14 protein-coding genes, 1 tRNA gene and 1 pseudogene are annotated in these 13374 nt (G+C 60.2%); 11 read left to right on the plus strand and 5 right to left on the minus strand.

The features are described 5' to 3' along the window. Positions 1–84 precede the first annotated feature (84 nt). Together BMZ24_RS20530 and BMZ24_RS20535 are read left to right on the plus strand one after the other, a co-directional pair. Entirely contained in the window at positions 85–378 is a 294-nt protein-coding gene (locus tag BMZ24_RS20530) for an SOS response-associated peptidase family protein (protein ID WP_092194022.1), read from the plus strand. Continuing rightward, on the plus strand, positions 378–641 hold the full coding sequence (locus BMZ24_RS20535; RefSeq protein ID WP_092194023.1) for an SOS response-associated peptidase family protein: 264 nt from the start codon (positions 378–380) through the stop codon (positions 639–641). Before BMZ24_RS20530 ends, BMZ24_RS20535 begins: the two co-directional genes overlap by 1 nt. A 468-nt stretch (positions 642–1109) precedes the next feature. Here the strand turns inward: BMZ24_RS20535 and BMZ24_RS17325 are convergent, their stop codons facing one another. The 3 genes and pseudogenes from BMZ24_RS17325 to BMZ24_RS17335 all read right to left on the minus strand — a co-directional run bounded on the left by BMZ24_RS17325 (position 1110) and on the right by BMZ24_RS17335 (position 2521). After that, positions 1110–1454, minus strand: coding sequence for a thermonuclease family protein (locus BMZ24_RS17325; protein WP_092194024.1), 345 nt, complete (start codon positions 1452–1454; stop codon positions 1110–1112). Positions 1455–1499: 45 nt separating this feature from the next. Continuing rightward, positions 1500–1568, minus strand: a pseudogene (locus tag BMZ24_RS20540) (DUF4113 domain-containing protein); the annotation flags it as partial. Positions 1569–2444: 876 nt separating this feature from the next. Then, a tRNA-Arg gene (locus BMZ24_RS17335) sits at positions 2445–2521 on the minus strand. Between the two features lie 95 nt (positions 2522–2616). On the opposite strand from BMZ24_RS17335, the gene BMZ24_RS17340 reads away from it, so the two are divergent. From BMZ24_RS17340 to ylqF, 6 genes are all read left to right on the plus strand, one after another. Further along, positions 2617–3183 (plus strand): UbiX family flavin prenyltransferase, encoded by a 567-nt coding sequence (locus BMZ24_RS17340; RefSeq protein ID WP_092194025.1) that lies wholly within the window; start codon positions 2617–2619, stop codon positions 3181–3183. A 41-nt stretch (positions 3184–3224) separates the two neighbouring features. Next, on the plus strand, positions 3225–3875 hold the full coding sequence (locus BMZ24_RS17345) for a site-2 protease family protein (RefSeq protein WP_092194026.1): 651 nt from the start codon (positions 3225–3227) through the stop codon (positions 3873–3875). A gap of 9 nt (positions 3876–3884) precedes the next feature. Then, positions 3885–4898, plus strand: a complete 1014-nt coding sequence (locus tag BMZ24_RS17350; protein WP_092194027.1) for a tryptophan--tRNA ligase — start codon at positions 3885–3887, stop codon at positions 4896–4898. A gap of 66 nt (positions 4899–4964) precedes the next feature. After that, positions 4965–5627, plus strand: a complete 663-nt coding sequence (locus BMZ24_RS17355; RefSeq protein WP_092194028.1) for a hypothetical protein — start codon at positions 4965–4967, stop codon at positions 5625–5627. Between the two features lie 257 nt (positions 5628–5884). After that, positions 5885–7966 carry a M3 family metallopeptidase gene (locus BMZ24_RS17360; protein WP_092194029.1) on the plus strand — a complete coding sequence of 694 codons (2082 nt, stop codon included), beginning with the start codon at positions 5885–5887 and terminating at the stop codon, positions 7964–7966. Further along, on the plus strand, positions 7967–8806 hold the full coding sequence (ylqF, locus tag BMZ24_RS17365; protein ID WP_092194030.1) for a ribosome biogenesis GTPase YlqF: 840 nt from the start codon (positions 7967–7969) through the stop codon (positions 8804–8806). It abuts the gene before it with no gap. A gap of 92 nt (positions 8807–8898) precedes the next feature. Here the strand turns inward: ylqF and pspF are convergent, their stop codons facing one another. Further along, complete coding sequence (gene pspF / locus BMZ24_RS17370; RefSeq protein WP_244150405.1) at positions 8899–9900, minus strand: phage shock protein operon transcriptional activator; 1002 nt, start codon at positions 9898–9900, stop codon at positions 8899–8901. A gap of 207 nt (positions 9901–10107) precedes the next feature. Between pspF and pspA the strand changes: the two genes are divergently transcribed. The 3 genes from pspA (at position 10108) to BMZ24_RS17385 (ending at position 11509) form a co-directional block, all read left to right on the plus strand. Next, on the plus strand, positions 10108–10767 hold the full coding sequence (gene pspA, locus BMZ24_RS17375; RefSeq protein ID WP_092194032.1) for a phage shock protein PspA: 660 nt from the start codon (positions 10108–10110) through the stop codon (positions 10765–10767). Between the two features lie 74 nt (positions 10768–10841). Then, complete coding sequence (locus BMZ24_RS17380; RefSeq protein ID WP_092194033.1) at positions 10842–11072, plus strand: envelope stress response membrane protein PspB; 231 nt, start codon at positions 10842–10844, stop codon at positions 11070–11072. After that, positions 11069–11509 (plus strand): PspC domain-containing protein, encoded by a 441-nt coding sequence (locus tag BMZ24_RS17385; RefSeq protein ID WP_092194034.1) that lies wholly within the window; start codon positions 11069–11071, stop codon positions 11507–11509. Before BMZ24_RS17380 ends, BMZ24_RS17385 begins: the two co-directional genes overlap by 4 nt. 41 nt (positions 11510–11550) lie before the next feature. On the opposite strand, the gene BMZ24_RS17390 is transcribed toward BMZ24_RS17385, so the two are convergent. Continuing rightward, positions 11551–13167, minus strand: a complete 1617-nt coding sequence (locus BMZ24_RS17390) for a bifunctional aminoglycoside phosphotransferase/ATP-binding protein (protein ID WP_161949218.1) — start codon at positions 13165–13167, stop codon at positions 11551–11553. Positions 13168–13374 lie beyond the last annotated feature (207 nt).

Consider the following 13374-nt stretch of genomic DNA (forward strand, 5'->3'; position numbering starts at 1 on the left):
GCGAGGGATCCGGCCAATTTCAATATCAGTCCCAGAGTGCCCGTTTGGGCTAACTTTCGTTGCCCCCAAGCGAGCGAGATAGACATGTGTGGACGATTTTCTCTCCTAGACGAAGCGGCGGTTTCAGAAATCCTGAAAATTGAGCGCTGGAATTGGCACTGGCTCCAACCGCGCCTCAACGTGATTCCAACTACCCGTGTCCCTTTCGTCGTAAAAGCTGAGGAATGCCTCGTTAAACTGAACGGAGCGCGCTGGGGGCTCATACCCCATTGGTGGAAGAAGGAGGGGCCGCCATCCCTGACCTTCAATGCCCGGTCAGAAGAGACGGCGGAGAAGCCGACCTGGGGCGCCACAGCCTGCGCGGGTTGCGCTGCCTGATGCCAGCACGCGGATGGTATGAGCGGAATGAAAAGGAGTTGGTCAGGAGCAACTCGGACCGACAGGTAAAGCAGCCCTACTTCATCTGCGCACCGAATGCGGAAGGCATCGCCTTCGCCGGGCTTTGGGCCGTCTGGAAAGGACAGGACGGCCTCAGGTGCTTTCCTGCGCCCTGCTCTCCAAGGCAGCAGCGCCAGGCATCGATCATATCCATGACCGCATGCCCGTGGTCCTCAAGCCCGAACACTTCGATAACTGACTGAACCCAAACACACCCGGGCCGGACGTCCAAGAGATCATCGCCGACTCACGGAACGACTTCGACAGCTACCCCGTGAGCACTAGGGTCAACAACACACGCAACGACTTCCCGGAACTGCTCGTGCCCCTCAAAGCCTGACCTTTCTGCGCCAAGCAATAGTTCCAGGCTGATTCACAGCCGGACCTTGGACCATCTGGGCTGAACAGATATACGCTCAGCGCAAATCGAATTCTCGACCTACTGATTACGAAGACCCAACACCCGACTTCGCAACCTCCTCACTTTATGGCAACAACTTAAAATTGTTGCCATATTTTTTATTCAACGATTCTGATTTTTCCAGACAAAAGCATATTTTGGAACATAAGTCCCACCCGATTCCCACCCAGACAGTGAGTGAGAAAATCCTGAGCTGTTGTGTCGGAACGAGCATATGAACCCACAAATTCGGCAAACATAAGGGTGTCGATTATCGTAGGCCTATCTGGCCAGGGTATCCTTCCTGGAAAACTTCCAAAAAGGAAAAATCGATTTCGGAAGTCTTGGTGTCCGTATCCATGACTTCGACCTGCACCGATCGCCCGTGCACCATGGCCGACAGGTTCCGCTTCGAGGCCTTGCCGAACGCCTGTCCGGACTCGGGCGCGTCAATGCCGTAAAGCCGGATTTTCACCTGCTCGCGCCCGTCACGCAGGACGGTGATCGTGTCGCCGTCGGCGATAACGACAACCTTGCCGGTCCATGCCCACCCTGCTCCGGCCTGGAGCAGGACGAACTGAAGAACAAGAGCAGCCCCGACCGCGATCGTACCCATCCACCTCTGACAATTCATTTCCGGATCCGTCGTCCTTGGTTGCAGTTATTCCACCTGTGGCAATTCAGCCCAGCACGTCGTGTAACGGGGCGATTTCCGCTCCTGCCTCATGTTCCACGTCCAAGGCCCAACATCCCGCTACCGGTGTACTAAGGACCGGGATGGAAGCGGCTGGTCGTGGCGAACACCTATACCACCCGGCCAACTGCCTCTTGGCGCACAGAGCTTTTGGGCGGCGCGTTGGACAGACGCGGACAAGGCTTCCTCCAGGCTTTCCAGTTCGACAATCCGTGTCCCGAAGAAACCGGAACAGACAAGGCTTTTTGCCGGGGGCTGAACCTCCTCGAAGGCGATGCACGGCATGTCCTTGCATGAATTCTAAACGCCTTGTCCAACCATACCTGCGAGCCCGTTGACCCATTGATCTGACAAGCAGTCTCAACTTAAGAGAGGGACTGTGTATACTGGCTGAGAAAATTTGCAGCCCTCATCCCGACCCCCGATCAATTGAAGCCCCCCTTGACCGGGCATGCAAAAATCCTGACTGCGGCCATCGGTGCACCCAAATATTTGGATTGGGCATTGCCGCCAACTTTTCGCCTCTCCTGGAGGTGCCCCCAAAAACAAGGATGGCAGCACCTGCAATTCTTTCCATGGTCAGCCCACAATCCTTGGACAATCTTGACGCTTGGCAGGATCAAAGCAATGAAGGTGGCATGCCCAAAACGGGCGGAGTAGGTGCACCCACATATTACAGGTCCAACGGCGGTGCGGGGAAGCGTGCGGGGAAAGGTTCGAAAAAATGGCCTGCAAGCGATTTCCCCCTATGTCATGCTGGGCGCGAGGTTGCGTGCGGGGAAGCGTGCGAAAAAATATGGCCTGCAGGGGAATTCTCCCTAAGCCGTGCGGGGAGCGGATTTGCGTGCGGGGAATGGTGCGGGGAAAGAAAAAGGGCTTACCGGTGTGTATCCGATAAGCCCTTGATTTCTTTGGTGCGCAATGCAAGAATCGAACTTGCGGCCTTTAGCTCCGGAGGCTAACGCTCTATCCAACTGAGCTAATTGCGCACGAGGAATGCTTACCTATGCAGACGTCCCTCGCTTGTCAAGTATTCGTGTCTGGGATAGCCGGTTGGGCCAAGCTTAAATTTTCGAGGTGATTCATGACAGTTACACGACGCATCATTCTGGCCATTTCCGGGGCCAGCGGCATGGAGTATGCCCGGTTACTGGCCCGCGCCCTGCGCGAGGCTCCAGGGGTGGAGCTGCATGGGATCATCTCGGACGGGGCGCGACAGGTCTTTCGATACGAACTCGGCTCCGATCCGCTCGAACTCGAATCCAGTTTTCATTTCCTGCATGATCCCGCCAATATCGCGGCCGCGCCTGCCAGCGGTTCCTGGACGCATGCGGGCATGATCGTCTGTCCGTGCTCCATGGCCAGCCTCGCTGCCATCGCAAGCGGGGTCGGCACCAATCTGCTGCATCGCGCCGCCGACGTGACCCTCAAGGAGCGCCGTCCCCTTATCCTGGTGCCACGCGAAACGCCGCTGAGCGAGATCCATCTGAAGAACATGCTCCGCGCCCACAGGGCCGGGGCCGTGATCATGCCTCCCTGCCCCGGGTTCTACCATCGCCCGGAATCCATCGAACAACTGGTCAGCCAGTTTGTGGGCCGCATCCTCGAACAGCTCGGCATGCCCCATGAGCTCTACACCCGCTGGAGCTAAAAGAGTTGCCCGCCGGGGCGCTTGATGATAGCCGAAGCTCCATGTTCGACATCAGCCAGACACTTCATCACTTTTCCATAATCGCCCTGCCCTTTTTTCTTGGCATCACCTGCCACGAAGTCGCGCACGGGTATGTTTCCTACCTCATGGGCGACCCAACGGCCAAGCTGGCCGGAAGGCTGACCCTCAACCCGCTGAAGCATCTCGACCCCATGGGCACCCTGGTCCTGCTTCTGACCCAACTCATCGGCTGGGCCAAGCCCGTGCCCATCAACCCGGCCTATTACAAGGATTACCGGCGCGGCATCCTGTACGTGTCCCTGGCCGGGCCCATGGCCAACTTCGCGGTGATGGCCTTCTTCGCCGTGCTGCTCAAGCTCCTCGTCATCTATTCCCAGAATCCGGGCGCCACCGACTCCGCATACATCCTGCGGCCCATGATCAACATCGCCGTGGCCGGCGTCTTCATCAACGCCATCCTCGGCACGTTCAACCTGCTGCCCATTCCCCCGCTTGACGGCAGCAAGATCCTGGCCTGCCTGCTGCCCGGCCCCATGGCCGCGCGGTTCATGCAGCTCGAACGCTACGGATTCATCATTCTGCTTCTGCTGGCTTTCACCGGAGGACTCGGCATGATCCTGTCCCCGGTCTCCGCCTTTGTGCAAAACATGATCATCAAACCACTCCTATAGGTTTCAAGCATGAAGAAAATGACCGTCCTGACCGGAATCACCACTTCCGGCACGCCGCACCTTGGCAATTACGTCGGCGCCATCCGCCCGGCCATCGAGGCCAGCCGTGACGAAAACGTCAACTCCTACTATTTTCTGGCCGATTTTCATTCGCTGATCAAATGCCACGATCCGGCCCGGATTCATCAGTCCCGTCTGGAAGTCGCCGCCACCTGGCTGGCCCTTGGCCTTGATACGAACAAGAGCGTCTTCTACTGCCAGTCCGATATCCCCGAAATTCCCGAGCTGACCTGGATACTGACCTGCATGACGGCCAAGGGCCTCATGAACCGGGCCCACGCCTACAAGGCCGCGGTGCAGGAGAACGAGGACAACGGCAGCCCGGACCCGGACAAGGGCATCACCATGGGGCTGTACTCCTACCCCATCCTCATGGCCGCGGACATCCTCATGTTCAACGCCAACATCGTGCCCGTGGGCAAGGACCAGACCCAGCATCTGGAGATGACCCGCGACATCGCGCAGCGCTTCAACCACCATTTCGGCGAGCACTTCGTCCTGCCCGAGGCCCGCGTGGACGAGTCCACGGCCGTGCTGACCGGCCTGGACGGCCGCAAGATGAGCAAGAGCTACAACAACTACATCCCGCTCTTCGCCCCGGAAAAGAACCTGCGCAAGCTGATCATGAAGATCACCACCAACTCCCAGGCCCCCGAGGAGCCCAAGGAGACCGAAGGATGCGCGCTTTTCGAAATGTTCCGCGCCTTCGCAACGCCCGAGCAGGTGGCCGACATGCGCGCCCGTTTCGCGGCAGGCATCGGCTGGGGCTACGTCAAGCAGGACCTGTTCGAGGTCGTCAACGCCCAGCTTGCCGAGCCGCGCGATAAGTATGCGGAGTTGATGCAAAACCCCGAATATATCGAAAAGGTACTGAAGGAAGGCGCTGAAAAGGCCCGCGCCTACAGCCGCCCCTTCCTGGATCGCATCCGCGCCTCCGTTGGGATCAAGACGCTGGGCGCCTAAGTACGGACTGGTCTTCGGACCGATTTTTGTTTATTGATTTTTTTTATTCGAGCGAGGGAGGATACGATGGGCGCCGCCAAAAAAGTCGTGCAACTGGAACGCAAGACCAAGAAGGACACCGATTCGGCCCGCAAGACCAAAAAGGTCGAGCTGACCGAAGTCGTCAAGGTAAAGAAACCGGAAGCAATTTCCTTTATGGATTATGCGAACCTGGCCCAGAGCCTGACCCGGGAAAAATCCCTCGGCCACGACGAGGTCGAAGCGGCTCTTAAATCGCCTGCAAAGGTCGAGATCCCCCAAGCCGCCCCGGCTCCCGAAGCCGATAGCGCCGCCCCCGAGGCCATCCCCTCGGCTCAGCCCCCGCGCCGCGACATGAGCAAGATCGCGCTTTTCGCCTCTCTTGCGGCGGTGATCCTGCTGCTTGGCTTCTATTTCAACCTCAATCAGAACATCAAGCAGCTGACCATGCAGGTCCAGGACCTCGCCGTGATCAAGACCACCGTGTCCAGCCTGGACACCAAGGTCGGAACCATGGAATCCAAGGTCGCGGAGCTTGAGACATTGCCCTCCAAGACGCGCGCGGCGCTCATGAGCTCGATCCTGCAGGAAATGACGCAAAAGACATCCTACATGTCCACGCAGCTGCAGTCGCCGGAACAGCAGGAAAAGCTGATGAAGGCCAAGGAGCTGATCCAGCAGGTGCAGACCGAGCTCAACGCCCAGAACTAGTCCGCCGGAACAGCATCGCGGCCTTCGCGTAACGCCCGTCTCACAAGGCCTTTCCGCGCCTTGAATTTCGGGCTGTGCTTGCGTCTCGCCGCGATGTTTTTCGCGCACGGCACCGGCCCATGCAACCGTGCTTTTTCATCTCAAGACCGTAGCGAACCCCGCGGAGGCTTCCCTCCTTGTCCGCTCCTCCCGTTTTTTATACACTCAAGGCCATCACCCAAAGCCATCATTAGTAACGATCCATGCCAAGGACTGCCATGCACGAGCCAAATCCCCTGCTCAACTGGGAGCTTTTCCCCAATTTCCCCTCCATCACCGCCGATCATGTCGTGCCGGCCATGCAGGAAGTCATAGCCAGAAGTAGCGCCGAACTTGAAACCCTCGAACAAAGCGCGCCCCGAACCTGGCACGGGCTGCTCACCCCCCTGGAGCGCCTGACCGACAGGGTCGCACGCGCATGGGGCGTGGCCACGCACCTGCACAACGTCAGGAACTCCCCCGAAATGCGCGAGGCCTATGCGCAGACTCAGCCCCTGGTCGTGGAATTCCACAACCGCCTGGGCCAGAGCCGTCCCATACATGACGCGCTTCTCGCCCTGCGCGAGAGCCCGGATTTCCCGACATTCAGCCAGGCCCTGCAGCGCACCATCAGCCTCTTGGTCCGCGACGCGATCCTGCAGGGCGTGGGGCTCGCCCCCGATGACCGCGAGCGCTTCAATGCCATAAGCCAGGAGCTGGCCGAACTGTCCACCCGCTTCACCAACAACGTCCTTGACGCCACCCAGGCCTATGCCCTGACCCTGACGCAAAAGGATGAGGTTGCCGGGCTCCCCGAAGACTCCCTGCGCCTGGCCGCGAACATGGCCCGGACACGCGGACAGGCCGAGGCCACGGCGGAAAACGGCCCCTGGTGCATCACCCTTGATCTGCCTTCGTTCCTGTCCTTCATGCAGCACGCCGCCAGACGCGATCTGCGCGAGGAGGTCTACCGGGCATACATCACCCGCGCAGCCGCCGGGGATACCGACAACCTGCCTCATATCCGGCGCATATTGAAGCTGCGCGCCGAGCTGGCTGCGCTGCTCGGCTTTGAAAATTTCGCGGAAGTGAGCCTTGAGCGCAAGATGGCTCCTGGCGTGGCCAGCATCGAAGCCCTGCTGCGCACAATCCAGGATGCGGCCACGGACCCGGCCCTGAACGACCTCATCGATCTTGGCGATCTGGCCCGCTCCGGAGGCCAGTCCGAGGATATCCAGCCCTGGGACGTCATGTACTGGGCCGAAAGGCTCAAGGAGCGGCGCTTTGGCCTGCGCGACGAGCTGATCCGGCCCTATTTCCCGCTGCCGGCCATCCTGCAGGGGCTCTTCGAGCTAATCGAGAGCCTCTTCGGGGTCAGGATCGAAAGCGGTGACGAAGTGCCGACCTGGCATGCGGACGTGACCTATTACCGGGTCAAGGACAGCGACGGCCGGGAGATCGCGGGCTTTTATCTGGACCCTTACGCCCGCCCCGAGGAAAAACGCGGCGGCGCGTGGATGGACGAACTTCATGGGCGCAGCACCGTCTGCGCGCCTCGCGGTCATGCCGTGCGCCTGCCCGTCGCCTACGTGAACTGCAACCAGCGTCCGGCCTTGGACGACGCGCCATCGCTGATGAGCTTTCAGGAAGTGACCACGCTCTTCCACGAGTTCGGCCACGCCCTCCAGCACATGCTGACCACGGTGGAGCATGGCTTCGTGGCCGGAATCTCCAACATCGAGTGGGACGCCGTGGAACTGCCGAGCCAGTTCATGGAAAACTGGTGCTATCACCTCCCCACCCTGACCAAGCTGGCCCGCCACTACCGGACAGGCGAGCCCATGGCCGCCGAGCTTCTGGACAAGCTCCTTGAGACCCGCACCTTCCGCGCCGGTTCCAATGCCCTGCGCCAGGTCTCCTTTGCCCTGACGGATCTAGCCCTGCACACGGCCGATCCGGACCAGCTCGATCCCACGGAGACCGCCCAGCGCATCGCCCGTGAGATCCTGCCCCTGCCGCCGCTGCCGGAAGACCGCTTCCTGTGCTCCTTCTCGCACATCTTTGCCGGCGGTTACGCGGCCGGGTATTACAGTTACAAATGGGCCGAGGTCCTGAGCGCCGACGCTTTCGGCGTATTCGCGGACGCCGGTCCGGATCCGGCCCGCAACGGGGATCTGGGCCGACGCTTCAGGAACACGATCCTGGCTCTGGGCGGCAGTCGCCACCCCATGGACATCTTTCGTCTCTTTCGCGGTCGCGAACCCGACCCAAGGGCCCTCCTGCTCCAGGAAGGCCTTTTGCCTGCAAACAAGGATAACTAGATGTCGATTCAATGGTTTCCCGGCCACATGCACCGGGCCAGAAAACAGATTGCCCTGGTCATGGCCAAGGTCGATGTGGTCATCGAAGTGCTCGATGCGCGCCTGCCCGGATACAGCGAAAATCCCCTCCTGCGCGAACTGCGCGGGCCAAGGCCGTGCCTGAAGGTCCTGAACAAGAGCGATCTGGCCGACCCGGCCGTGACCGCTTCCTGGATGGACTTCTTCCGCGAGTGCGGCACCGTGCCCATGGAAATCAGCGCCACCAGCCCCAAGGACGCCAAGCGCATTCTCGGGACCCTGCCGGGCATGGTCAAGGAGCGCAATTTTCTCATGCAGCCCGTCAACTGCCTCATCGTCGGCATCCCCAACGTGGGCAAATCCACGCTCATGAACACCCTGGTCGGCCGCAAGGTCGCCCGGGCCGCCAACCAGGCCGCCATCACCACCAAGCAGAAGCGGGTCCATGTCAACGACGAGCTGACCCTGTACGACACCCCCGGCGTGCTCTGGCCCAAGATCGAAAGCGTCACGGCCTCCTACATGCTGGCCGGCAGCGGCGCGGTGCGAGAAACGGCCATGGACAACGCCGAGGTCGCGGCCCGCGTCGGCGACTATCTCCTGCGCGAATATCCAGGACTGCTCAAGGAACGCTACAAGATCACCGATCTGCCGCAGAACGGGATCGATCTGCTGGAAGCGCTCGGCAGGAAGCGCGGGTGCCTGATCAAGGGCGGCGAGGTGGACGTGACCAAGGCGGCGGGCATCCTGCTGAACGAACTGCGCGCCGGACAGATCGGCCGCATCAGCCTGCAAAAGCCTCCGGCGCCCAAGGCGGCGTAAGCTCCGCTTCCAAAAAAAGCCAAAGGCCGGGCTCGTCCATCATGGGACGGGCCCGGCCTCTTGCATTTCAACCGGCGGACACGCGTCAGACGTCAGCCGTCCAGATCCGCGCGCAGCCTGCGATAAAGCCCGCGAAACTGATGGTAGGTGAGGCCCAGCAGGGCCGCCGCCTTTTTCTGGTTGTGGCGGCCCTGCTCCAGGGCCGCCGTCAGGTACGCCTCTTCCAGATCGCGCACGGCCGTGGCCAGCGGGACTTGCAGGTCAGGCTGCGCGGAACGCGGACGGACATCTGGTGGCCGCGGAACCTCGGCAGCCGCTACCGCCTGTTCCACTGGACGGTAAGGGGATGCAAACGGATCGAAGACCACCTCCCGAACCGTTCCCGATCCAGTCCGGTACACCGCGCGTTCGACCACGTTCTTGAGTTCGCGCACATTGCCCGGCCAGTCGTGGGCCAGCAGCATGGACATGGCCCGGGCGGAGAATCCCGGCGCCTCGCCCAGCCCCATGCCGATGGCCATGCGCGCGGCGAAATGCCGGGTCAGCAGCTGCACATCCCCCTCGCGCATGCGCAGCGGAGGCACGGTCAGCACCTCGAAGCTCAGGCGATCCAGCAAATCCTCCTTGAACGCCCCGGCCCTGGCCCGCCGTGGCAGGTCCACGTTCGTCGCGCCCACGATGCGCACGTTGACCGTAACCGGCCGACTCCCGCCCACGCGGTCGAACGATCCGTACTCGACCACGCGCAAAATCTTTTCCTGCGCCTCCGGCGACAGGTTCGCGATCTCGTCCAGGACAAGGGTGCCCGTATCCGCATTCTCGAACCGTCCCTTGCGGCGAACGGTGGCGCCGGTGAAGGCCCCGACCTCGTGCCCGAAAAGCTCCGTATCCAGAAGCGAACCGGCCAGGGCCGCGCAGTTGACCGTGACCAGCGGGCCCTGCCAGCGCCGTGAAAGATAATGCAGGCGCGCGGCGGCCAGTTCCTTGCCGGTGCCGCGCTCGCCGATGATCAGCACCGGCCTGTCGATGCGCGCCACCCGCGAGAGTTGCTCCTGAAAAAGCAGGAATGCGTCGGACTGGCCGATGGCTTCCATGGATGATATCGGGGAAGATGACGGATATGTGGTTACCATTGCCAAAAAATAGCGAAATTAACCAAATTACGCAACGACAGACCACGAAGGCAAATAGCATTTATTCAAAAAACGTTACATTTCGGCATGGTACGACACAACAAAACACTGGCATGATCTCTGCTCAAGACAAGGCGATCAAGAACATCGTCACTCGTGGAGGAACTCATGGGCGTATTTACCAGATTCAAGGACATCATCAGCTCCAACATCAATTCCATGCTGGACAAGGCCGAGGAACCGGAAAAAATGATCCGCCTGATGATTCAGGAGATGGAGGAGACCTCGGTGGAGCTCAAGGCCGCCTGTGCCGGACTCATGGCCGATCAGAAGCGCATCGCCAGGGAGCAGTCCCAGGCCCTGGCCCGTCTGGAGCTGTGGGAAGACAGGGCCAAGCTTGCGCTGGACAAGGGACGCGAGGACCTGGCCCGGGAGGCGCTGCTGGAAAAACTGGCCGCGCAGCGACTGAGCGAAGGGCTGGAACGGGAGCGGGATCGCTTTGCGGTCATGATCGAGCAGGCGCGCGAAGACATCGAGCAGCTCGACGTCAAGCTGGAGTCCGCCAAGGAACGCCAGCGCAGCCTGGCCAAGCGCCATGTGCGGGCCGACCAGCGCATCAAGGTCCGCTCCAATGTCTCGCGGGTTCAGTCGGCCGACGTCATGATGCGCTTTGACCAGTTCGAGCAGCGCATCGAACGCATGGAAGCCGAGGCTGAACTGGGCGCGCCGCGACAGAACCGGAACCTGGAACAGGAGTTCGCTCTGCTCGAAGGCGGAGACGAAGTGGAAGCACAACTCGCGTCCATGCGCTCCTCCTCTGACAAATAGCACCGGCTGAAAATTTGTTTGGCGGCCGCCAAAGCCTCGGCTATGCGCTTATAAACACGCAAGGAGAAGATTGCATGGAACATTTTTTCGGTTTTATCTTCGTGCTCATGAGCGCCGGAATCCTGCTGGTCGGCGCGGTCATCTTCGGGTTCATCAAGATGTTCACCAAGTCCGGCGATGTGAACGTGGCCCGGGAAGCGCAGATGATTCAGGAGATCTATAACGGCATGTCCCGCATGGAAGAGCGCATCGAGGCACTGGAAACGATTCTTCTGGAAAAGGACGGCAAGGAGAAAAGATCGTGAGAGCTTTCGGACGCGGCAATGGCCGCATGCATGGCGGCGGAAGCCGTGGTTCGCGCTGGAGGAGGCCCGTGGAAGAGCAGCGTGGAATCTACCGCGCCCGCGACGGTGTATTTCTGGGCGTTTGCAAGGGACTGGCCCGATACTTCGATTTCTCCGTCGGAGCCTTGCGCGCCATCGTCATTCTTCTGTTTCTGGTCACGGGCATCTGGCCGGTGGGGCTTTTGTACCTCATCGCGGCCATGGTCATGAAGATGGAGCCGGTCGTGCCCTTCGACAGCCCCGCCGACCAGGAGTTCTACAACTCCTACACCAACTCCCGGGCCGGGGCCTTGGAGCGGATCAAGCGCAAGTTCGAGAATCTGGACCGACGGCTGCGGCGCATGGAAGACGTGGTCACCAGCCGCGATTTCGAATGGGAGCGCCGCATGCGCAATTGACATTGACCAGGAGTCCCGCGCGGCCGCCTCATGCCGTGATATCACTCCCGTGAATCCGCCTCCCCGTTCAATTCGCCGAGCAGACACTGGACCTGGGCATGCTTCAGGGCATGCCCTTTCGCCAGGATCTCGTAAAAAGACTCCTCCGGGGTCCGCTCGGTATCGACCTGCAGATAGGCGTCCGGGACTTCGTGACTGAATGGTTCGAAATTTTTGATCATGTCCTCGAAATGGACAAGCCGCGCATCGGACTCCCCGGCCTCATGCCCGCGCTGCGCCAGCCGGGCCCTTATGGTTCGAGGCTCACAGACGCAATGCACGAAGACAAGACCCGCCTTGTGGTCCTGCGCCAGACGGATGGCCGACTCACGCCACTGCGCCTTGGAAAACGTGGCGTCCAGGATCACCGATCGCCCCATTTTCAGCTCATCCTGGGCCAGATTGAAAAGCCGCGCGTAAACGCGACTGCGCAGCACGGGCCGGTACGCTCCAGCATTGTAATCCTCCACCTTGACCTCGGAAAAATCCCCCGCCTGCTTCCTGACCTTGTCGGAACCGAGCAACGGCATGAACAGCGCCTGGGCCACCCGGCGCGCCAGCGTCGATTTTCCCGAAGCCGCCAGGCCAAAGAAAACCCACAGCACCGGCCGCCCAAAGGCCAAGGCGTATCCATAGGCCTGCCGCAGATACCGCCGGATTTCCTTCTGCAGGGGTTCCCTGGATTTGACGTGCTCAAGGGAAAAACAGGCGACCTTGAGCCGCACAAAGGCGCGGTACGCCGCATAGAAATCCACCAGCGCATAAATCTCCGGGTCGCGGGCCGCCGTTGCGTAGGCTTGCAGCAGTCGCCGGGCAGTGTCCGCATACCCCAAACGGTCCAGATCCATGATCAGGAAAGCCAGATCAAGGGCGCAATCGCCGTATCTGAAACGTTCATTGAACTCGATACAGTCGATGACCTGCACCCCGTGATGAAAATAGACATGCTCGGCCCGCAGGTCTCCGTGCCCGTCGGTGATCCTGCCTTCACGCACCCTGTGCATGAACAGGTCGACATGATTGTCCGCAAACGAGCGGCAGACCTGCCGGCAAAAATCCCATTTTCGTGAGTCGAGAAGGACCCGCGCGAACGGAAGGAGCTGCGTGAAATTCTCCTCCATGTTGAATCGGATATGTTCGAGATCCCCGTATGTGTCGATGCCCTGTCCACGCTCAGCGCTTTTGTGAAAACCGGCCAGGGTTTCGCCCAGGCTTGAAATGTTCTCCTGGGTTGCCTTCCCGTCACGCAACAAGGCCTCAAGGCTTGCCTCGTCCGGCAATCGCGCCATCTTGACGGCATATTCCAGCGCTCCTTCCAAGGGACCAAGACACAGCCCTTTCTCACCGTGGTGAATGCCCAGCACCTCCTGGTACACACCAAAGCTCAAGCGTTGGTTGAGCTTCACCTCCTGCATGCAAAAATGCAGACGCCTGGCGGGATCACGAAAATCAAGAAATCCCAAGTCTTTGTGTTTTTTGAGCTTATACACCCACTCTCCGGCCAGAAACACGACGGAGATGTGGGTCTCCCGGCGTTCGACACCGGATACGGAGTGCGGATAAAAAGCAGGTTCGGACATGACCCGGCAAATGTCCTCGAATTGTACGGCGGAATTCATGATATGCGTTCTCCCGGCAAAGTTGTAATGGACTCTAGCAGATCCGCCGCCTCGTGTCATGTCGCGCCCGCAAGCACTTCCTCGCGAATGACAAGGCAAGAATTCTTCGGGGTGGTCTGTCCTGAAATTAGTTGATACTGATCCAAACACGCGACTATCCACATATCCCATCGAACTGATACTACCGCATACGTGGACATTACGAAA

The sequence above is a fragment of the Desulfomicrobium norvegicum genome, from assembly GCF_900114595.1.
In the GTDB taxonomy this organism is placed as follows: domain Bacteria; phylum Desulfobacterota; class Desulfovibrionia; order Desulfovibrionales; family Desulfomicrobiaceae; genus Desulfomicrobium; species Desulfomicrobium macestii.